This is a genomic window from Microvirga tunisiensis (genome assembly GCF_009296175.1).
GTDB lineage: Bacteria > Pseudomonadota > Alphaproteobacteria > Rhizobiales > Beijerinckiaceae > Microvirga > Microvirga tunisiensis.
On the sequence record NZ_VOSK01000110.1, the window covers coordinates 1 to 20300 of the forward strand.

Annotated in this window: 20 protein-coding genes and 2 pseudogenes; 13 read left to right on the forward strand and 9 right to left on the reverse strand. The window is 64.1% G+C overall.

The window, feature by feature from the left end; all coding sequences use genetic code 11:
• Window positions 1–93: 93 nt before the first annotated feature.
• Window positions 94–870, reverse strand: a complete 777-nt coding sequence (locus FS320_RS22380) for a DMT family transporter (protein WP_152714152.1) — start codon at window positions 868–870, stop codon at window positions 94–96.
• Window positions 871–1130: 260 nt separating this feature from the next.
• On the opposite strand from FS320_RS22380, the gene FS320_RS22385 reads away from it, so the two are divergent.
• The 4 genes from FS320_RS22385 (at window position 1131) to FS320_RS22400 (ending at window position 5089) form a co-directional block, all read left to right on the forward strand.
• Entirely contained in the window at window positions 1131–2363 is a 1233-nt protein-coding gene (locus tag FS320_RS22385) for an MFS transporter (protein WP_152714153.1), read from the forward strand.
• 268 nt (window positions 2364–2631) lie between these two features.
• A complete protein-coding gene (locus tag FS320_RS22390) occupies window positions 2632–2964 on the forward strand; it encodes a septal ring lytic transglycosylase RlpA family protein (protein ID WP_338105444.1) in 333 nt (110 codons plus the stop codon).
• Window positions 2965–3132: 168 nt separating this feature from the next.
• Window positions 3133–3942, forward strand: coding sequence for a hypothetical protein (locus tag FS320_RS22395; RefSeq protein ID WP_152714154.1), 810 nt, complete (start codon window positions 3133–3135; stop codon window positions 3940–3942).
• Window positions 3935–5089 (forward strand): thermonuclease family protein, encoded by a 1155-nt coding sequence (locus tag FS320_RS22400; RefSeq protein ID WP_152714155.1) that lies wholly within the window; start codon window positions 3935–3937, stop codon window positions 5087–5089. The genes FS320_RS22395 and FS320_RS22400 overlap by 8 nt, the downstream gene beginning before the upstream one ends.
• A 55-nt stretch (window positions 5090–5144) precedes the next feature.
• Here FS320_RS22400 and minE read toward each other — a convergent pair whose 3' ends face one another.
• The 3 genes from minE to minC are packed head-to-tail and all read right to left on the reverse strand — an operon-like array spanning window position 5145 to window position 6960.
• Window positions 5145–5408, reverse strand: coding sequence for a cell division topological specificity factor MinE (gene minE / locus FS320_RS22405; RefSeq protein WP_152714156.1), 264 nt, complete (start codon window positions 5406–5408; stop codon window positions 5145–5147).
• Complete coding sequence (gene minD / locus FS320_RS22410; RefSeq protein ID WP_152714157.1) at window positions 5405–6220, reverse strand: septum site-determining protein MinD; 816 nt, start codon at window positions 6218–6220, stop codon at window positions 5405–5407. Before minD ends, minE begins: the two co-directional genes overlap by 4 nt.
• A gap of 17 nt (window positions 6221–6237) precedes the next feature.
• Window positions 6238–6960: a septum site-determining protein MinC gene (gene minC / locus FS320_RS22415; RefSeq protein ID WP_162003157.1), complete on the reverse strand. Its 723-nt coding sequence runs from the start codon at window positions 6958–6960 to the stop codon at window positions 6238–6240.
• Window positions 6961–7409: 449 nt separating this feature from the next.
• Here minC and FS320_RS22420 point away from each other — a divergent pair, with 449 nt between their 5' ends.
• Entirely contained in the window at window positions 7410–8522 is a 1113-nt protein-coding gene (locus tag FS320_RS22420; protein ID WP_202882884.1) for a TAXI family TRAP transporter solute-binding subunit, read from the forward strand.
• A 68-nt stretch (window positions 8523–8590) separates the two neighbouring features.
• The gene (locus FS320_RS22425; protein WP_152714159.1) at window positions 8591–10183 is read left to right on the forward strand and encodes a coiled-coil domain-containing protein; all 1593 of its coding nucleotides are present in this window, start codon (window positions 8591–8593) and stop codon (window positions 10181–10183) included.
• A 23-nt stretch (window positions 10184–10206) separates the two neighbouring features.
• Here FS320_RS22425 and FS320_RS22430 read toward each other — a convergent pair whose 3' ends face one another.
• On the reverse strand, window positions 10207–10464 hold the full coding sequence (locus FS320_RS22430) for a hypothetical protein (protein ID WP_152714160.1): 258 nt from the start codon (window positions 10462–10464) through the stop codon (window positions 10207–10209).
• A 181-nt stretch (window positions 10465–10645) separates the two neighbouring features.
• Between FS320_RS22430 and FS320_RS22435 the strand changes: the two genes are divergently transcribed.
• The 4 genes from FS320_RS22435 to FS320_RS22450 all read left to right on the forward strand — a co-directional run bounded on the left by FS320_RS22435 (window position 10646) and on the right by FS320_RS22450 (window position 13297).
• Window positions 10646–11245: a helix-turn-helix domain-containing protein gene (locus FS320_RS22435; RefSeq protein ID WP_202882885.1), complete on the forward strand. Its 600-nt coding sequence runs from the start codon at window positions 10646–10648 to the stop codon at window positions 11243–11245.
• A 9-nt stretch (window positions 11246–11254) separates the two neighbouring features.
• Window positions 11255–11794, forward strand: coding sequence for a GNAT family N-acetyltransferase (locus FS320_RS22440; RefSeq protein ID WP_152714162.1), 540 nt, complete (start codon window positions 11255–11257; stop codon window positions 11792–11794).
• Window positions 11795–11924: 130 nt separating this feature from the next.
• A complete protein-coding gene (locus tag FS320_RS22445; RefSeq protein ID WP_152714163.1) occupies window positions 11925–12692 on the forward strand; it encodes a sulfite exporter TauE/SafE family protein in 768 nt (255 codons plus the stop codon).
• Between the two features lie 128 nt (window positions 12693–12820).
• Window positions 12821–13297, forward strand: coding sequence for a hypothetical protein (locus FS320_RS22450; protein WP_152714164.1), 477 nt, complete (start codon window positions 12821–12823; stop codon window positions 13295–13297).
• Window positions 13298–13367: 70 nt separating this feature from the next.
• On the opposite strand, the pseudogene FS320_RS22455 reads toward FS320_RS22450, so the two are convergent.
• A pseudogene (locus FS320_RS22455) lies at window positions 13368–14416 on the reverse strand (cysteine synthase A).
• 368 nt (window positions 14417–14784) lie between these two features.
• Between FS320_RS22455 and FS320_RS22460 the strand changes: the two are divergent.
• A complete protein-coding gene (locus tag FS320_RS22460; protein ID WP_152714165.1) occupies window positions 14785–16020 on the forward strand; it encodes a YeeE/YedE family protein in 1236 nt (411 codons plus the stop codon).
• 37 nt (window positions 16021–16057) lie between these two features.
• On the opposite strand, the gene FS320_RS22465 is transcribed toward FS320_RS22460, so the two are convergent.
• Together FS320_RS22465 and FS320_RS22470 are read right to left on the reverse strand one after the other, a co-directional pair.
• Window positions 16058–16690 carry a DsbA family oxidoreductase gene (locus FS320_RS22465; RefSeq protein WP_152714166.1) on the reverse strand — a complete coding sequence of 211 codons (633 nt, stop codon included), beginning with the start codon at window positions 16688–16690 and terminating at the stop codon, window positions 16058–16060.
• Window positions 16691–16723: 33 nt separating this feature from the next.
• Window positions 16724–17644, reverse strand: coding sequence for a hydrogen peroxide-inducible genes activator (locus FS320_RS22470; RefSeq protein ID WP_152714167.1), 921 nt, complete (start codon window positions 17642–17644; stop codon window positions 16724–16726).
• A 93-nt stretch (window positions 17645–17737) separates the two neighbouring features.
• Here FS320_RS22470 and FS320_RS22475 point away from each other — a divergent pair, with 93 nt between their 5' ends.
• A complete protein-coding gene (locus tag FS320_RS22475; protein WP_152714168.1) occupies window positions 17738–19204 on the forward strand; it encodes a catalase in 1467 nt (488 codons plus the stop codon).
• A gap of 177 nt (window positions 19205–19381) precedes the next feature.
• Here FS320_RS22475 and FS320_RS22480 read toward each other — a convergent pair whose 3' ends face one another.
• The gene (locus FS320_RS22480; protein WP_162003158.1) at window positions 19382–20032 is read right to left on the reverse strand and encodes an MBL fold metallo-hydrolase; all 651 of its coding nucleotides are present in this window, start codon (window positions 20030–20032) and stop codon (window positions 19382–19384) included.
• A gap of 142 nt (window positions 20033–20174) precedes the next feature.
• On the opposite strand from FS320_RS22480, the pseudogene FS320_RS22485 reads away from it, so the two are divergent.
• Window positions 20175–20300 (forward strand): annotated as a pseudogene (locus FS320_RS22485) (S-(hydroxymethyl)glutathione dehydrogenase); the annotation flags it as partial.

Consider the following 20300-nt stretch of genomic DNA (forward strand, 5'->3'; position numbering starts at 1 on the left):
AGCTCCTATCATGTCACGCTGTAGCAGGCCGCCAGGTGCCGCCCGGAGGACCGACACGTCAATGCAATGACATGAGGTCAATCGTAGCAAGGGTCAGGCCCTCCGAGCGGCTCCGACATTCTCACAGCCGTGGCGATAGGCCAGAACCACAAACCAATGGCCGATCGCGAACAGGATGCCCATGCACAGGCCGAGGGCGATTTCGGTCCCGCTCGGCGTCACCCAGTTGAAAGGCATGAGCGCGCTCAGCACGATGCTGCCGACCGAGGCGGAATAGGCGAGGGTCGTGAGTGCGTGATCGCCGGTGATCTTGCGGGTCACGACGGCGCCGACCGCCCAGCTCGATGCGCTTAGGATCGGCAGGAAGGCCGCAGGCTCAAAGGCGCCTGTGCCGGGACGCACGATGATCATCACCCCGATCAGCCCGACCGAGGCGGCCGTCCAACGCCGCCAGCCGACCGACTCTCCCAGAAAGAGCACCGAAAGTGCCATGATCAGGATCGGCGAGACGAAGAAGATCGCAGTCGCATCGGCCACGGGCAGATGAGGCAGGCTCTGGATGAACATGATGGACGAGCCGACCATGCCCAATCCCCTGACCACCTGAAGACTGGGCCGCTGGGAGCGGAACAATGCGGGCCCGCCCCTGATCAGCACGACGGGAATGATGAACGCCGCAAAGGTGACATAGCGCATCCAGGCCACTTCCGGGGGCGGCAGGGTGGAGGCGAGTTGCTTGGTGATGACGTCCGCCAGGGAAAACACGACGGTGGAGGCGATCAGGAACAGGATGCCCCGCAGCGGAGAGGCCGGCGTGCTGGGCGGCGTCACGAGGGCCGCTTTCTTCCGGGCAACGGGGACGGAGGTCATGAAGGACTCAAAAAATGAGGCTCGTGCAGCGACGCAACGAGCCTGAGGGTCTCAAGTTTGGAGGATATAGGGTCAGCATAAAGCCCGATTCTTCCTGAAGCAGAAGTGCAAAGTCGGCACATATTCCATGCTTTGGACGAATGGATCGGGACTTTCGCCGATCTACACTTGCACTATGAGCATAGGACAGCCGGGGTCCACCCATTCCCGAAATCGGCTCACCACTGTCTGCGCCCGGTGCAGACACGCGGAAGGAATTCATGTCGGATCAACTGTCGGAGGCACCCAGTCGCCTGGTGAGCGGGACACCAGCGTTTCGCCGATTGAACCTCGCGTTGTTCGCGGCCGGCTTTTCGACCTTTGCCATCCTGTACTGTGTCCAGCCTCTGCTGCCGGAATTCTCGCAGGAATTCCAAGTCAGTGCTGCCGTCAGCAGTCTGTCCCTGTCGCTCTCGACCGGCCTTCTCGCGGTCGCGATGCTGGTAGCGGGCTCCTTGTCGGAAGTCTGGGGGCGCAAGCCCGTCATGGTGGCCTCGCTGTTCGCCTCGGCGCTCCTGACCCTTTTGTCCGCCGCAGCCCCGAACTGGACCAGCCTGCTCTTCGCCCGCATGCTGATCGGCGTGACCCTGAGTGGCCTCCCCGCCGTCGCCATGGCCTATGTCAGCGAGGAAGTGGACCCGAAGTCCATCGGCCTCGCCATGGGGCTCTTCATCGGCGGCAATGCGGTTGGCGGGATGGCCGGGCGAATCATCAGTGGCGTGCTGACGGATCTCGGCTCCTGGCGGCTCGCCATCGGTCTAATCGGGGTCGTGGGACTGGCCTCGGCCATCGCGGCCTGGCGGAGCCTGCCGGCCTCGGCCCATTTTCACCCCCGCCCGGCCCGTCCGGCAGAGCTTCTGCGCTCCTTCGGCGAGCATCTGCGGGACCCGGGTCTGCGAGCTCTGTTTGCAGAAGCCTTCCTGCTCATGGGCGGGTTCGTGACGCTCTACAATTATCTCGGCTATCGCCTGACGGAAGCGCCCTATTCCTTGAGCCAAACGGCCATCGGGGCGATCTTCTCCGCGTATCTGGTCGGGACCTTGAGCTCGGCCTGGATCGGCGAGTTGGCCGGGCGGCTGGGCCGCAGGCGGGTTCTCTGGGCGATGATCGCGACCATGCTCGCCGGCGTGGCGCTCACGCTCTTCCATCATCTTGCGCTCATTCTGGCCGGCATCGTGGCCGTCACCTTCGGGTTCTTCGGCGCCCATTCCATCGCCAGCAGCTGGGTCGGGAACAGAGCTCTCACGGGAAAGGCGCAGGCTTCGGCCCTGTACCTGTTCTGCTACTATCTCGGCTCCAGCGCGACCGGCACCCTGGGCGGCGTGTTCTGGACCCATTGGGGCTGGCCCGGCGTATCGGCTCTTGTGACCCTTCTTCTGATCGTGGCCCTTGCCCTCGCCATCCGGCTGATGACGCTTCCGCCACGCGAAGCCGAGCCGACTCCCAGGCAATAAAAGAGCATGCCTGCCCAAGCAATCGTGCGCCAGAATATTTCAGGTTAATTTGACCATAACGTAAAATGTTACAATATTAACATTGATTAACTGAATAAGATGCTTCGATACTGAGGCTATATCCGAGATCGCTCTGCCAATTGTATCGTCTTAATGTTGCCCCATTAGCCTTCATTTTGCATCCCATCGACAACAATCAAGGGAATGCATTGTGGATCAACGCAAGGTTACGCTCACGCTCGCAAGTCTTTTCATCTCCGGATCGACGATCTTCTTGTCTCCTGCCGCCCATGCGGAGCCTGATACGTCTTCCACCAAGGTCGTTCAGAGTGGCCGCGCCTCCTGGTATGGACCAGGCTTCCACGGCCGGCGGACAGCGAGCGGCGAAACCTTCAACACCAACGATCTGACCGCCGCGCACCGCACCCTGCCCTTCGGCACCAAGGTCCGGGTCGTGAACAAGAAGACTGGTAGGTCGGTGGTCGTTCGTATCAATGATCGTGGTCCTTATGCCCATGGTCGTGTCATCGATCTGTCAAAAGCTTCGGCGCAGGCCATCGGGATCTCCGGGGTCGGCACCGTCGACGTCGCTCAGCTCTAAAAGCGGCTTTCGAGCCCGCCATTTTTTCATCACCTGTTCATAGTGAGACTTAACCTTTGCGAACCGCCCTGGCAGGGCATCCCTGCCGGGGCGGCCCATGGAACCGAGAAGCCATTTACCCGCTTTCCCCCGGTCACCCTTTCTCGAGAAGAGGCCTTTTGGAAACGCATGCAGATCGGCCGGTCGCTGACATCGATAGCCACCCTCCTGACGCTGATGGCTGCAGCCCCCATGGCTGCGGCACAGACGGGGCGGGCCTGGGTCGATCCACCTGCCGAGGGCGGAGCAGCGCCGTGGCAGGCACCCAAGCCTCAGAACGAACCTCAGAACGAAACGCCGGTCAGCCCTCCGCCGCAGGCGGCGGCCCCGGCTCCTGCGCCTACGCCCCCGCCCCCGCCGATGCAATCGGCCCAGCCCGCGCCGCCGGTCGTCAAACCTGAAGCGCCACCCTCGCGGCAGGCCGAGCCGCCGCCCGCAGCAGCCCCTTCGGCTCCCGCCGTGGCGGCGCAGCCGCTGAAGGATCCCGACGCCGACAAGCGCAGCGCCCGGGCCTCCGCGGCGAAGAACTTCGCCATCGACTACCTGGAATCCTGGTCCGCCTCGAACGACGTCGCCCTCGAAGCCACGGCCGCGTTCTATGCGCCTCGCGTTCTCTTTCATGGCCGCGAGGTGAGCATGCAGCGGCTCTTCAACGAGAAGCGCCGTTTCGCGCGTCGCTGGCCCGAGCGCGACTACCGTCCGCGCCCGGATGCGATGGGAACCGTGTGCAACCCGGCAGGCGAAGTCTGCACGGTGCATGCGGTGTTCGATTTCACCGCCTCCCATCCCAAGCGGCGGCGCGTCTCGCAGGGCACCGGCGCCCTTCAGCTGATCGTCCACTTCATCGGCGACAAGCCGGTCATTGTCGCGGAGCACAGCACGCTTCTCGGTCAGGAGCGCAAGCGAAATCTCGCCCCGGAGGGCGCCTCGCATGATTGACGATTCCATCACCCGCGATCCTCAGGCGGATCCGCGCCGCAACTGGACCCAGATGCGCGACAGAATGCGCGAGATCATCCATGCGGAGCTCGACAGGATTCATCCCACCGACGACGCGCGTCGCGCCCTCGAATTGATCATCGAATCCTCCGTGCGCCCGTCCGAGGTCGATGGCGCGCTGAAGCTCACCATCATCGATCACGACGGCAAGCCGCGGGCGATCGAGAGGGACGGCCGCCAGGCCGAGTTCACGCTCCAGGACCTCCTGGACGAGCTGCGCGTGAAATATCCGGTGCTGTTCAGGCCGGCGAAGCCCGATGCCGCAGCGCTTGCACAGGCGGACGAACCGTCTCAGCCGCGTGAGAAGCCGAAGCGCGATTGGTTGAACCTCGATTCCGATGGGGCCCAACCGGCCGCCGAACCACCTCGACCGCTGGACGAGCCCGCCGCCGTCCGGGATGAACAAGGCCCGAGACTGCCGATCGCAGAATGGTCGTACAATCCGCTGAAGACGCTCAAAACCTCCGTCATGCCCGACCGCGGCTCCAACGCCCGGGCGGAGGATGGTCCCGTCCCGGTCGCAGAAAAGCATGAGCGGAACGTCTTCGGCGACATGCGCTCGCGCTCCTGGACGCGACCGGCCGTCGCGCTCGGGGCGGTTGCCGTCCTCGCTCTCCTCGGCGTCGGCGCATTCCTGTTCCAGGGCGACGATGCGGCCTCGCCCCGGGCCAGCGCCGCCGCCGCGCCTGTCGCGTCGAGCGCGGCTGCGGCCAGTCCCATCCGGGAACCGGAGCCTGCCGTCACGGGCTCGACCGGTTCTTCGGGCGCGCTGCGCGGCGTGCCGGACGTGATCGATACGGCAACCCTGTCGGTGAACGGTGAAGTGGTGCGCCTGTTCGGCGTCGAGTGGGCTCCCGGCGCCGGCAAGCCCGAAGATCTGACCCAGTATCTCAACGGTCGCGAAGTGGCCTGCGATCCTGCGGGCTCGAACGACGTGTACCGGTGCCAGGTCGGCGGCCAGGATCTGTCCCGCGTCGTGCTGTTCAATGGCGGCGGACGGCCGACCAGCGATGCGACGCCGGATCTCAAGGCCGCAGCCGACAAGGCCCGCGAGGCGAAGATCGGCGTCTGGAGCAAGACGCCATAAGACAGCGGCCCCTGCCGAAGCAGAGGCCGCTTGCCTGAAAACCGATGGAGCTTTTTTAAGCGCGCGCTTCGGCCGGGCCGGGAATCTCGATCTCGATCTCGAGGGTCGAGATGTCGGCGTCCCGGTTCATCTTCACCTGAACGTTGTCCTGGTCCACCATGACGTGGCGGCGGACGACGGCCAGGATCTCTTCCCGCAACTGCGCGACGAGGTCGGGCTTGCCCCCGACGATGCCGCGTTCGTGCGCCAGCAGGATCTGCAGGCGCTCCCGCGCGACGGGCGCGGATGTGCGCCGGTTGAAGAAATTCAAAAGGCTCATGCAGCCCTCCGTCCGAACAATTTGCCGAACAGCCCCTTCTTGTCCGTGGGGATGGTGAGTTCGACGGTTTCGCCCTTGAGCCGGCGCACGGCATCGAAATAGGCCCGCCCGGGTGCGCTGGCAGGATTGTTCAGCGTGACCGGCGAGCCGACGTTCGAGGCGCGCAGCACCTCTTCGCTCTCGGGGATGATGCCGAGCAGCGGGATGGAGAGGATCTCCAGCACGTCGTCCACCTTCAGCATCTCGCCGCGCTCGGCGCGCACGGGATCGTAGCGGGTGAGCAGCAGGTGCTTCTCGATGCGCTCGCCCTTCTCGGCCCGCTCCGTCTTGGAATCGAGCAGTCCGATGATGCGGTCGGAGTCACGGACCGAGGAGACTTCCGGGTTCGTCACGACAACCGCGACATCCGCATGGCGCATGGCCATGGTCGCACCGCGCTCGATGCCGGCCGGGCTGTCGCAGATGATCCAGTCGAACTTTTCGCGCAGCTCGTTGAGAACGCGCGCCACGCCCTCTTCCGTCAGGGCGTCCTTGTCGCGGGTCTGCGAGGCGGGGAGCAGCGAGAGGTTCTCCATCCGCTTGTCGCGGATGAGAGCCTGGTTGAGCTTCGCATCGCCCTGCACCACGTTGATCAGATCGAACACCACGCGGCGCTCGGCTCCCATCACGAGGTCCAGGTTGCGCAGGCCGACGTCGAAGTCGATGACGACGACCTTCTCGCCGCCATGCGCCAGCGCCGCGCCCAGAGCTGCCGATGACGTCGTCTTGCCAACGCCACCCTTGCCGGAAGTTACGACCAAGACTTTGGCCATTGTCGTCTCTCTTTCTTTCAATCCATTGTTTTCAGGATGATCGAGTCGCCATCCAGGTTCACTTGCACGGGCTGACCGAGGAATTTGCCCCCCAGATCGTCAGCGGTCTTGTAGAGCCCATCGATCGCAATCAATTCGGCTTCGAATTTTCGGCAGAAGATGCGGGCGCGGCCGTTGCCCGTGCATCCGGCAATGGCGCGGCCGCGGAGGGTGCCATAGACATGGATCGAGCCGCCGGCGACGATCTCGGAGCCCGAGGCGACGGAGCCCAGAACCGTCACATCGCCTTCAGGGTGCAGGATCGATTGTCCCGAGCGCACGGAGCCTTCGATGAGAAGCGACTTCTCCGGCACGGGCGCGTCGCCGAAAGGCGTGCCGGTCGCGGCGACGGCCGCGTTGGCCGCATCCGGCACATCGATGTCGCCCGTCGGCTTGCCGCCATTGATCGCCGGCGGCATCTCGGCATCGACATTCTCGGGAGCCGCTCCCTCGAGGCCGATGATGCGAATATTGCGCATCTTGAACGCCGCGAGGAGAAATTTCAGCTCGGACTTGGAAGGCTTTAAGGATGAAACGTCGGCAATGATGGGTCGCCCGGTGAAGAAGCCGGGCGACCGCTCGGAGACGGCGTCGAGATCTTCGAGCCAGTCCCTCAGCGGCACTTCGGGCGCGAGGACCAGGGCCATGAAGGACCTGCCACGGAAGCGAAGAGATGGACGGTTGCGAACGGCAATGGTCACGGGAGTTCAGATTCCTTTAATTCCCCATGATTTCGACCGCTTATGGTTAATGGACCGTTAAAGGTGCCGGCGGACGATAACAATTTTCCGGCCATGCCCGCGACTCGTCCTGCGGGAATTCTGAAACGTCGATCAGGGTTTACCCTGAAGGCGAATAAGAAATTCAACTTTTTCAAGGAATAAAAAGATAAGTTATATCTCTTTTTGAGTATTCACTAGCACTTATTGAGTATTACTCCGTCCTCAAAGCTCAATTGACCGCGGCTGCCAGGAGCATACGATGATCCTTGTTTCGTTTTGTTTCATCGTTGCTTAGAGCATTTTTCCATCGATAGGGACGACCGCAAAACGATCGGATCGACGAACAGCCGCAAGGCTCATCCAGGGGAGGATGAAGGATGTCGGGTCGAGTGAATATCTTTTCTTCGCTAAGCAGATTTTTGCGCCATTTGTCCCTTCAAGCCGCCTTTGTCGCAGCCGCTCTGGTCTCCGGCACGGTCGTTGGATCGGCTCAGACGGCCCCGGTCTTCAATCCGGCCCGCGCCAATACGGGCACGCTCGGGGTGATCTCGGGCGGCGCGGACGGCACCTATATCCGCATTGCCGCCGACCTCGCCAACGTGCTCGACGGCGAAGACCTGCGCGTGCTGCCGATGATCGGCCGCGGTTCGCTGCAGAACCTGCGTGACATCATGTTCCTGCGCGGTGTCGACATCGGCATCGTCCAGATGGATGCGCGCGAACAGCTGAATGCGGAAAACCTCCAGAACGATGCGGTGCGGCGCCTGCGCTTCATCACGCGCCTCTACAACGAGGAGGTCCATATCATCGCCGACCGGGAGATCACAGACATCCGGCAGCTCGAAGGCAAGAAGGTCAATATCGACAAGGCCGGCAGCGGCACCAACCTGACCTCGCGCCTGATCTTCGACAAGCTCGGAATCAAGCCCGAGATGACCACGTTCGATCAGGCTTCGTCCTATGCGAAGCTCAAGTCCGGAGAAATCCAGGCGGCTGTCTATGTGGCCGGGCGCCCGGTTCGCGCCATCGCCGAATTCCAGACGGACGGGCGGTTCCATCTCCTCCCGATTCCTTTCGAGGGAGAGATCGCGGAAAGCTATTTCCCCGCCCGCCTCGCGGATTCCGATTATCCGCAGCTGGTCGACAAGGATAAGCCGGTCGAAACCCTGGCGGTCGGCAGCCTGCTCGCCGTGTTCAACTGGCCCGAAAACTCCGATCGCTACAACCGCGTCAAGCGTTTCGTGGACGCGTTCTTCGCCCGGTTCGACGAATTCCTGCAGCCGGGCCGGCATCCGAAATGGAAAGAGGTCAATCTCGCGGCCGACGTGCCCGGCTGGGAGCGCGTGAGGCCGGCCCAGGCATGGCTGGACCGCGCCGCAATGGCCAGCAAGCCTTCGCCCCAGGGCCAAAACTTCGAGAGCTTCATGAAGAGCAGAGGCATCGACGTCTCGGCCGAGCAGCGCGAGGTCCTGTTCCGGGAATTCCTCGCCTGGCAGGGTGATCGGCAAAGAGCCTCCCGGCGAGTCACCCGGCAAGACTAAGAAACCAAGACAGGACCGAAGCCAAAGGCTCACGCGAAGCCTTTGGCGACCACCGGAGGAGGTCCGACATGATTGGGCACAAAGCATTTGGATTGAAATCTTTAACGGCAGAGTTGCTGACCACCACCTTGATCGGCATCGCACTTCTCGGACCGGCAGCCGCGCAAGGCTCCCCCACCGGCGATGCTCCCAATAAGGAGGAATCCTCCATCAAAGCGGGAGCAATGGAAAACCTTCTCACTCTCCTGCCGCTTCTCCTGACCTCGCCGGATCGAAAGCAGCTTGCGGCGGACCTCGAGGCTTCCATTCGGAAAGGCGACCTGAAAAAGGCCGAGAACAGTCTCAACTCGGCCATCGAGGTCGGCACCCTCGCGATCGTCCTCGTCGATCATCTGAAAGATCCGGACCTCATCACCGCCCTGCAGGGTCTCGGCATCCGGGGCGATGTCCCTCCGACGCCCGACCCGGCCATCGTCGACAAGGCGGCGGCCGAATCCTGCGCGATCCCTTCTGCAACCACCGCGGTCAATCTGGCCGACATGCAGCAGGCTCTGGAGCAGGAGCAATCCTTCAGCAGCAGGGTCTCGCAAACCCTGACGGGCCTCATGGAGGAGCACAGCGCCCTCGAAGCGCGCCTGGAGAAGGAGACGGCGTCTCAAGCGCTCACGGCCTCCGAGATGCAGCAGACCCTGCAGCGGGAGCGGGACCAAGCCCAAGCGGCCATACAGGAGTTGGAGCGGCTCCGAAAAGAATACGGTGCCCTGCAGGCCGCCCGGGAGCAGGACAAGTCTTCCGTGGCATCGACTACATCCGAGCTGGACGCGGCTCTGCGTCAGGAACGCGAGCGGAGAGACAATGCCGAGCGCCAGTTCGCCAGCGCCGCGAAGAAACTGCGCGATCTCCAAGCCGTCAACGAAGAGCGGACGGCGTCCGAAGCGGCCCGCGTCGCGGAACTGGAGAAGGCCCTGGCGTGGGCCCGGATGCGCAGCGACATTCTGACCCAGGAACTTGTGGACACCACGGAAGAATTACAGGCGCTTCAGGAACCTCATCGGTCAAGCGCCACGCCTGTGGTGTTCCGCCTCGCGGCAACAGGAACGGAGCCCCCCCTGGCCCCGTCGCAGCAGGAAGCGCTTCTTCAGGCACCATCCCCTCCGCCGGCAGCGGAGGGGACGCCGTCCGTGGCGAAGACCGCGCGGGGGTTGCCGGACGCCACCTCCGCATTGCCAGCGAAAGAGCCGGTAGTGCCGGCGAAAGAGCCGATTTCGGTCGTGGTTGCATCTCTCCCGGAAGGCTTTCAGTCCTTGCCGCTTGGCGTGCCCATCGTGGCTCCGGCGAAGCCCGAATCTCCGTCTGCACCGGAACCGAAGGTGAGCGCACCTGCCGAGGCTTCCAAGCCCGACGACCGTCTGACGATCCGCGCGGAAGAACTCTTCCGCAAAGGCGATGTGAGCGGAGCCCGCCTGCTTCTCGAGCGGGCCCTGGGCGGCGGCAATGCGCGTGCGGCCTTCGTGTTGGCCGAGACCTTCGATCCGAACGTGCTTTCCAAGCTGGGAGTCGTAGGGATCCGTGGCGACAACGCCAAGGCACGCGAGTTCTACGCACGGGCCCGTGCCATGGGCATCGCTCAGGCTGGAGAACGATTGGAAGCGTTGAAGTAGCTTCTAGACTATCGGGCGATGCTCTAGAACGGCACCCACTCGCCGCCTTCGGTGAGTGAATCCACGGCGCGCTCGAGAGCCGTGCCGGCATCGAGCAGCTGCTGGGCCGTCTGTTGGATCTGCAGGGGCGGGCCAGGCAGGCCGACCACGTGCTCGGTCAGTTCCTTCACCCGTTCGATCAGATCGATCAGGTCGGCGGCGAGCGCGGCCCTCTCCTCTGCCTCGGCGGCAGGGGGGCGTCCTTGCTTCAGGCGCGGAGCGAGAGGGATCACGTTCGACATGCCTTGAAAATCTTCTTTTGTTCTGCCGAGGGCAATGGACGGCTCGGGCATGATCCACAGCAAACCGCAGCCTTAGGGCCTGCCAAGCTTCGTGGCGATCTCTTTTTCGCCCTCCCGATGGCCAGGAGAGGAGCCGTCATCGGCGCTTGACTCCATTATAATGGACCGCTTATCTAGTTTAATGGAAAACGCCTCCGCTCTTAACGCCCATCTGGCGACACGCCTGCGCGATCTGCGCACGGAGAGCGGCATGACCTTGGACGGGCTCTCCGAGCGCACCGGAGTGAGCCGCTCCATGATCTCGCTGATCGAGCGCGGCGAGAGCAGCCCGACGGCCGCCGTGCTCGACAAGCTGGCGGCGGGCCTCGGCGTGACCCTGGCGTCCCTCTTCGCCGAGAAGGACAGCCAAGGCGCCTCTCCGCTTGCGCGCCGCGCCGATCAGCGCGTCTGGCGCGATCCCGACAGCGGCTACATGCGTCGCAATCTTTCGGCCGCCGGATTTCCCTCGCCCATCGAACTCGTCGAGGTGGTTCTCCCGCCTGGCGCGCGCGTGGCCTACGACACGGGCCATCGCGCCGCCGCGGTCCATCAGCAGATCTGGATCATCGAGGGCGAGATCGATCTGACCCTCGGTGAGGAGAGCTACCACCTGAGCGCCGGCGACTGCCTGTCCATGCGCCTCGACCGGCCGACCATTTTTCGCAACCATGCCGACCGACCCGCCCGCTATGTCGTGGCTCTTGCCACCGACGCGCGTGCCGGGTCCGGCACCCAGCGCTGAGAACCTCCCATGACCGAGTCGATCACCATCCGCCATCTCTCCGCACCGGAAGCCAGCGAGCAGGTCGGCGCTTTGTCCGCCGTTCTGATCGATTGCGTCGAGGGCGGCGCCTCGGTCAGCTTCATGTCGCCGCTGACCCGCGAGAGAGCCGATGCCTTCTGGCAGGGCGTCGCCGAGGGTGTCGCCGACGGAGAACGCATCCTGCTCGTCGCCCAGGAGGACACGAGCGGACGGATCGTGGGCACCGTGCAGATCGTGCTCAAGCAGCCGGAGAACCAGCCGCATCGGGCCGACATCGCCAAGATGCTCGTTCACGGCCAGGCCCGAAAGCGCGGCATCGGCGCGGCTCTGATGCGGGCCGCCGAAGACGCGGCTCGCAGGGCCGGAAAGACCGTGCTCATGCTCGACACGGTGACGGGCGGCGATGCCGAGCGTCTTTATGAGCGTATCGGCTGGATCAAATCCGGCGTGATTCCCAATTATGCCCTGTGGCCGAAGGGCGGGTTCTGCGACACGACCGTGTTCTACAAGCAGATTCCCGCCGCCTGAGACACCGAGCCGATTTCACGGGGAGGAAAACAGGCCTAGACAAATCGCCTAATGGGCTTGAGTGCGCTCGCCGTGCTATGGCCGGGCTTCTTCAACCCTCGTGCTTCGTATTCCCCGTTAGATCACCATTATGGACTTATCCACTGCGGCGCTTCTGGCCGCCTCGGGTCTTGCAGCCGGCCTCGTCAATGCGATCGCCGGCGGCGGCACCTTCTTTACCTTCTCCGCCCTCGTCGCCGCAGGTCTGCCGCCCGTCGTCGCCAATGCGACGAGCGCCGTCGCGGTCACGCCCGCCAATCTGGCGAGCGCCTGGGCCTACCGGCGGGAACTCGCCGCCAATGTCAGGCGCTTTGCGGCGCTGGGCGTCGTCAGCCTCATCGGCGGGCTGATCGGCGCCTACATCCTCACCGTCACCAACAACGACGCCTTCCGGCAGCTGGTGCCGTGGCTTCTGCTGTTCGCCACCGTGCTCTTTGCCGCGAGCCCGAAGATCGTGGCGCTCGCCCGCGCCATCGGCAAGCATGAAGGGCATCACCCGTCGACGAAGGCCTGGGCCGCAGGCCTCGCGTTCCAGACCGGCGTCGCGATCTATGGCGGCTTCTTCGGCGCGGGCATGGGCATCGTCATGCTGGCGGCGCTCGCGATCACCGAAGGCGACGACTTCCACCTGATCAACTCCGCGAAGCATCTGTGCTCCACGCTGATCCAGCTCGTTGCCGTCGTCCTGTTCATCGCAGCTGGTCTCGTCAGCTGGCCCGAAACCCTCATCGTCGGCGCGGCCTCCGTGATCGGCGGCTATCTCGGAGTCGTCTTCGGCCGCCGCCTGCCGGCGAGCGTCATCCGCTGGCTGGTGATCGCAGTCGGCGCGGCATTGACACTGTATTTCTTTATCCGCTGAATTCGGTAACCATTCTCGAAATAGCACGAGGTCGGGCGGCTTTTTGCAGACCGCTGCCCGATTCACGCCACAACCATGCTCCTTCCTGCCACGACTCGATTCTCACGCTTCGCGAAAAGGAAATGCTCGTGGCCGAATCCCAAAACCTCTCAGGACTCGACGGATCGCACTCGGTAAGCGCTCTCGGCCTGCGCTGGGCTGCCTTGCGCGGCATGTTGAACTCTCCGCTGATCATGGCCGACGAACAGCGCCCGCTGCGTGACGAGCTCCTGCGCGAGCTCGCCGCCATCGAACAGGATTTCAGCGATCTGCCATCGCGCAGCACGATGGAGATTTCCGCCAAACTCGATATCGCGAAATCGGCGCTTCGGGAGCGCATTCAAAATGGGGAAACCTGGCTGGTCGACCTGATCGACAGCATCCAGTCCGACCTCCACACCGTCACTCAGAGGCCATCCGCGCCTGCGACGGCGACGGCTCCGACCACCAATCGCTCACCCGCCAATCTCAGCCGGCCGCAGCAGCAACGCTCCGACGACACCAGCACCTCGTCGACCTCTGCGTCCCCGGCCAGTTCGGAAGCGGCCACATCCTCGGCGGCGTGACCTTTTGAGAACGCCGCGTTCGAGAATATCGAACGCGGCGGACATCATTGCAGAAGGTTGACGTTTCTCGCTACACGAGTCCCGGATCGATCGCGCTCGTTCTCTCGAGCCATGCGGGAACCGGCAGGTTCTTCGAGCGCAGGAAGTCCGGGTTGAAGAGCTTGGACTGATAGCGCGTGCCGTAATCGCACAGCACCGTCACGATGGTGTGTCCCGGCCCGAGATGCTGCGCGAGACGGATCGCGCCGGCAACATTGATGCCGGACGATCCGCCGAGGCATAATCCCTCATGCTCCAGCAGATCGAAGACGATCGGCACCGCCTCCTCGTCCGGGATCTGGAAGGCGACATCGATGGGAGCGTCGACCAGGTTGGCCGTGATGCGGCCTTGGCCGTGATGCGGCCTTGGCCGATGCCTTCCGTGATGGACGACCCCGAGGCCTTCAACTCGCCGGTCGTGTAGTAGCTGTAGAGGGCAGCGCCCAGAGGATCGGCAAGGCCGATGGCCACCTTCGGATTGCGCTCCTTCAGCGCCATGCCGACACCCGCGAGGGTCCCGCCCGTGCCGACCGCGCAGACGAAGCCGTCGACCTTTCCTGAAGTCTGCTCCCAGATTTCCGGCCCCGTCGTCTCGATATGCGCCTGTCGGTTCGCCACGTTGTCGAACTGGTTGGCCCAGATCGCGCCGTTCGGCTCGGATGCCGCAAGGCGCTCCGCCAGCCGGCCCGAGACCTTCACGTAATTGTTGGGATTGGCATAGGGCACGGCAGGGACTTCGATGAGCTCGGCGCCCGCGAGCCGCAGCATGTCCTTCTTCTCCTGGCTCTGCGTGTCGGGGATCACGATCACCGTTCGGAACCCGAGGGCATTGGCGACCAGAGCCAGACCGATGCCGGTGTTGCCGGCCGTGCCTTCGACGATCACGCCGCCCGGGCGCAAGGCGCCGCGCTTCACCGCATCCTGAATGATGAACAGGGCGGCCCGGTCCTTCACCGACTGGCCGGGATTCATGAACTCGGCTTTCCCCAGAATGGTGCATCCCGTCAGCTCGGAGGCGCGGCGAAGCTTGATCAGGGGCGTGTTGCCGATGGCGGCAGGGAGGTCTGGCTGGATGGTCATGGCACCTAACTGCAAGCTGGGAGGAAACGTCAGCGGATGGGCGAACCGGATGTAAACCATTCCGCATGAAGGTTCACGGCCAATTTTCACACTGACATTATGTAATTAAAAATCAAAACACAATCCTTGACGTTCTTTATAACGAACCACATTATATGGTCTATCATGATCCGAGAAGTTGGCCAGAAATAGCACTCCGCGCGTCATGGCCGGGCTTGTCCCGGCCATCTCGATCCTGTGAAGCGGAGCGCTTTTCCAATCGGGATCACCGGCACAAGGCCGGTGATGACGGCGGCGGGATGAATTTTTTGCCAGCCTCCAAGGTTCTGCTGCCCCGCAATCTCACGCACGAAAGCTCAGGAGCGACCATGTCCAGCTCTGCCGTGGCTTCGCCTCTTTCCGTCGGAAACCGTGCAAGCCTGACCATCAATGCCCCAGCCTCCCTGGCGGCCGCAGCCGGCATCATCGGCGGCGCGGCTCTGCTGGGCGCCATCGTCAATCCGCAGCAGGCGGCGCTCTACGTGCTCGGCGCGGCGCTCGGGCTCGTGCTCTATCACGCCGCCTTCGGCTTCACCTCGGCCTGGCGCGTCTTCATCGCGGATCGTCGCGGCGAGGGCCTGCGCGCGCAGATGGTCATGCTTGCGATCGCCTCCATCCTGTTCTTCCCCGTCCTCGCCTCCGGCTCCCTCTTCGGCCAGCCGGTGGCCGGCAACGTGTCGCCGGCCGGGATCGGTGTGGTCTTCGGCGCCTTCATCTTCGGCATTGGTATGCAGATGGGCGGCGGCTGCGCCTCGGGCACGCTCTATACGGTCGGCGGCGGCTCCACCCGCATGGTGATCACGCTTGCCGCCTTCGTTGCGGGCTCCGCCATCGGGGCGGCGCATCTGCACTGGTGGACGGCGCTGCCGAGCCTGCCCAAGATTTCGATTATCGAGCTTTGGGGACCCTGGACCGCGCTCGCGGTGCAGCTCGTCGTCTTCGCCATCATCGCCGGTATGACGGTGGTGTTGGAAAAGCGCCGCCATGTCCAGTTGATCCAGCCTGCTCCCTCCCCTCGCCAGGGTCTTGCGCGCTTCACGCGCGGTCCGTGGCCGCTGGTGGCGGGCGCGGTGGCGCTCGCGCTCCTGAACTTCGTGACGCTCTACCTCGCCGGCCGGCCCTGGGGTGTAACCTCGGCCTTTGCCCTCTGGGGCTCGAAGATCGCCGCCGTCATTGGTTTCGACGTGGCGAGCTGGCCCTATTGGTCGAGCCCTGCCAGCCAGGCCGCGCTCAACGGCAGCATCTTCAACGACATCACGACCGTGATGGATTTCGGCATCATCCTCGGGGCGCTTCTGGCCGCCGCCCTGGCCGGCCGCTTCGCCCCCACCTGGAAGGTCCCGCTGCGCTCCGCCATCGCGGCGGTCGTGGGCGGCCTGCTTCTCGGCTACGGCGCGCGACTCGCCTATGGCTGCAACATCGGCGCCTATTTCTCCGGCATCGCATCCGGCAGCCTGCATGGCTGGGTCTGGCTCGTCGCGGCCTTTGCCGGCAACGTCATCGGCACACGCGTGCGTCCCCTCTTCGGCCTCGAAGTGGAACGCGTGAAGCTCACCGGCTGCTGATCCGGCCGGGGCTGAGTCGATCTCAGCCCCCTTACAATCAGGCGCCGTCGTTCCTGTCCGCGATGGCACGGGCAATCACGTCCTTCACGGCCTCATAGGGCTGTGCTCCGGACACGAGATAGGCCTGCGCGCCGGCCGTCACGATCAGGGCCGGAACGCCGGAAATGCCGATCTGCCGCGCGAGCTGCTGGTCTTCGATCACGCGCTGTTCAAAGCGGCCGCTCGTGAGAGCCTCGCGCAACTCACCGGCATCGAGCCCGACGGCTTGTCCGATATCGATCAGGACCTCGATATCGGCGAGATCGCGCCCGTCTTCGAAGAAGGCCTTGAACAGGGCGTTGTTCATCGCATCGAGCCGGCCGGCCTGCCGGGCGAATTCGGCCGTTTCGTGGGCCTTGCGGCTGCGCGGCTGAACCGGCGGCAGTTTCAGGACCATGCCGCGCTCCTGCGCCATGGGATAGACGGACTGGTTCCAGACCCGGTGCAGGTATTCCGCGTTGGGATCGAGCGTCGGCTCCGGCTCTGGGCGAAGCTCGAAAGAGCGCCAGTCGATCTCAACCCCATGGCCAAGCTCAGCCTGGGCCCGCTCCAGAACGGGCCGCTCGAGATAGCAGAACGGGCAGACATAATCGCTCCAGACCAGGATCCGGACGGTGTTGTCCTTCGCCATGAAAGCGCTCCTTCAGCCAATCCAGTCAACGCATCAGTGGGCGGCCGGTTTTCCGGCGCCCGCATCCGGCCGCTTGAGCGACTTGATCAGGTTGCCCAGAGCCATGAAATCGCTCTTCCGGGTCGATGTGCGGCGCCAGGCCAGCCCGACCGTGCGCATGGGCGCATCCTCGGGAAATTCGATGAGCGCGACCCGCTGCCGGTCGACCTCGGCCTGGGCGCAGAGTTCGGGAAGCAGCGTGATGCCGTGCCCGGCCGCCACCATCTGCATGATGGTCGTGAGCGAAGCGGCGCCCAGCGCCTTCCGGGCCTGCATGTTGGCGATGTGGCAGAACTGCAGGGCCTGATCCCTGAGGCAATGCCCTTCCTCCAGGAGAAGCAGGCGCTCCTGCCCGATGCGGGTGCGCAGATCGCTGTTCGCCCAGTCCTCGGCGGCCCGGCTTTGAACGGCGATGAGAAAACGGTCGTCGAACAGCGCCATGGTTTCCACCTGCGGCTGCTGGATCGGCAGCGCGAGGAGGGCGGCATCGAGATCGCCTCGGACCAGTTCCTCGACCAGCGCCCCGGTCTGCGTCTCGCGGATCTGGAGATCGAGGGACGGATAATGGTTTGCCACCTCGGTCAGGATCGCCGGCAGCAGATAGGGTGCGACGGAGGGAATGATCCCGAGCCGCAACGAGCCTGTGAGGAGCCCCTGATGCTGGTGGGCATAGTCGGAGAGTTCGCGCACCTGGTTCAGGATCGCCTCGGCCCTGGCTGCGATCTCCTGTCCAGCCAGGGTCACGGCGATGGTGTTGCCTCGACGCTCGACGAGCTCCACGCCGAGTTCCCGCCCCAACTCCTTGATCTGCATGGAGAGGGCCGGCTGCGTGACGGCGCATTGATCGGCCGCCATGCCGAAATGCTTCGTTCGAGCCAGGGCGTCGAAGTAACGTAACTGACGGAGTGTCACCATGCGATAAGAATAACTGATCGCAGTTCGCAATCAATACAATTGGAACTTATCGGGCCTCTCCGGCATCGTGCGCGGCACTCAACAGGGGCGACCATGACAAAAACGACGACGATGACCACGACGGCCGGTGCGCCGATCGCCGACAACCAGAACAGCCTGTCGGCCGGAAGCCGCGGCCCGCTGCTGCTCCAGGACTACCAGCTGATCGAGAAGCTGGCGCACCAGAACCGGGAGCGCATTCCGGAGCGCGTGGTCCATGCCAAGGGCTCGGCCGCCTACGGCACCCTGACGATCACCAACGACATCACCCAATATTCCAAGGCGAAGGTCTTCTCGGAAATCGGCAAGCAGACCGAGGTCTTCCTGCGCTTCTCGACCGTGGCCGGTGAGCGCGGCGCGGCCGATGCCGAGCGCGACGTGCGCGGCTTCGCGCTGAAGTTCTATACGGATGAGGGCAACTGGGACATCGTCGGCAACAACACGCCCGTGTTCTTCGTGCGTGATCCGGTGAAGTTCCCCGATTTCATCCGCACGCAGAAGCGCCATCCGGCCACGAACCTGCGTTCGACGACCGCCATGTGGGATTTCTGGTCGCTCAGCCCCGAGAGCCTGCATCAGGTGACGATCCTGTTCTCGGATCGCGGTCTGCCGCAGGGCTATCGCTTCATGCACGGCTTCGGTTCGCACACCTACTCGTTCATCAACGAGGCCGATGAGCGCTTCTGGGTGAAGTTCCACTTCAAGTCCATGCAAGGCATCAAGACCTGGTCGAACCGCGAGGCCGAGGCCGTCGTCGCCAAGGACCGCGAGAGCGCCCAGCGCGACCTCTACGAGGCCATCGAGGGCGGCGAGTTCCCGCGCTGGAAGTTCTGCGTCCAGATCATGCCGGAGACGGATGCGGAGAGGACCTCCTACAACCCGTTCGACGTCACCAAGGTATGGCCGCACGCCGAGTATCCGCTGATCGAGGTCGGCGTGCTCGAGCTCAACCGGAACGCTCAGCACTACTTCGCCGAAGTCGAGCAATCCTCGTTCTCGCCGTCGAACATCGTGCCCGGCATCGGCTTCTCGCCCGACAAGATGCTGCAGGGCCGCATCTTCGCCTATGCGGATGCGCACCGCTACCGCGTCGGCACGCATTACGAAGCGTTGCCGGTGAACCGTCCGCGCCGCCCGGTGCATCACTATCATGCCGACGGCTCGATGCTGTTGGACATCCCGAACCGCGGCAATGCGTATTACGAGCCGAACTCCTTCAACGGCCCGGTGCAGACGCAGCGTGCCACCGAGCCGCCGCTCAAGATCTCGGGCGATGCCGACCGCTACGATCACCGCGCCGGCAACGACGACTACAGGCAGCCGGGCGACCTGTTCCGCCTCATGACGCCGGACGAGCAGAGCCGGCTCATGGACAACATCGCGGAAGCCATGCAGGGCGTGCCGCAGGAGATCGTGAAGCGCCAGATCGTGCACTTCTATCTCGCCGACAAGGGCTATGGCCTCGGCGTGGCGGATCGCATGGGCCTCAAGGGCGCCGTGATGATCCAGGCTGCGGAATAAACAAAAGCCGTAGGGGCGAAAGAGAACGGCCCGGGAGCAATCCCGGGCCGTTTTTGTTTCGGCGATTCCTACCGTGTCATCCCCGGCGAGCGTAGCGAGGGAAGGGGATCCATGGTGCTGAGCGTGTCGATGGATCCCCTTCCCGGCCCTGAAGGGCCGCCGGGGATGACACAGATCTCACAACAATCCCTCACCCTGCAGGAACGGATTGGTCTGCCGCTCCTCGCCGATGGTGCTCATGGGGCCGTGGCCGCAGATGAAGGCGATGTTGTCGCCGAGCGGCAGGAGCTTGTCCCTGATCGAGCGGATCAGCGCCTTGCCGTCGCCGCCGGGAAGGTCGGTGCGCCCGACGGAGCCCTGGAACAGCACGTCGCCCACGAGCGCGAAGCGCTGCGACGGCGACACGAGCACGACGCTGCCCGGCGAGTGGCCGGGGCAATGGAGCACGTCGAGGGTGAGATCGCCGATGGTGACCGTATCGCCCTCGTTCAGCCAACGGTCCGGCGTGACGGCGCGGGCGGGAAAACCATAGGCCTGCCCCTGCTCCGCCAGCCGCTCCAGCAGGAACCGATCCGCCTCGTGCGGCCCCTCGATCCGGACGCCAAGTTCCTCGCGCAGCTCGGCTGCTCCACCGGCGTGATCGATATGGCCATGGGTGAGGATGATCTTGTCCACGGTCACGCCCGCCTGCGCGATGGCCTCGCGGATACGGGGAAGATCGCCCCCGGGATCGACCACCGCCGCCTTCTTGGTCTTCTCGCACCACAACAATGTGCAGTTCTGCTGGAACGGCGTCACGGGGATGATGGCGGCGCGGACATCTGGCACGAGAGGTTCCTTTGTCTTGTCGAGCCAGAGATAGGCTTTGGATCGGCCGCTGGGAAGCCTCCGGGATCGGGAGCGCTTCACTTGACCTTCGGTGACCCCGGTTCACATAGTCCCCTCATCGAATCACAACGAGGACACGAGCATGGAAACGAGGGCCGCAGTCGCGTGGGAGGCTGGCAAGCCGCTCACCATCGAGACCATCCGCATCGACGGCCCGAAGGCGGGTGAGGTGCTCGTGGAGGTGATGGCGACGGGCGTCTGCCACACG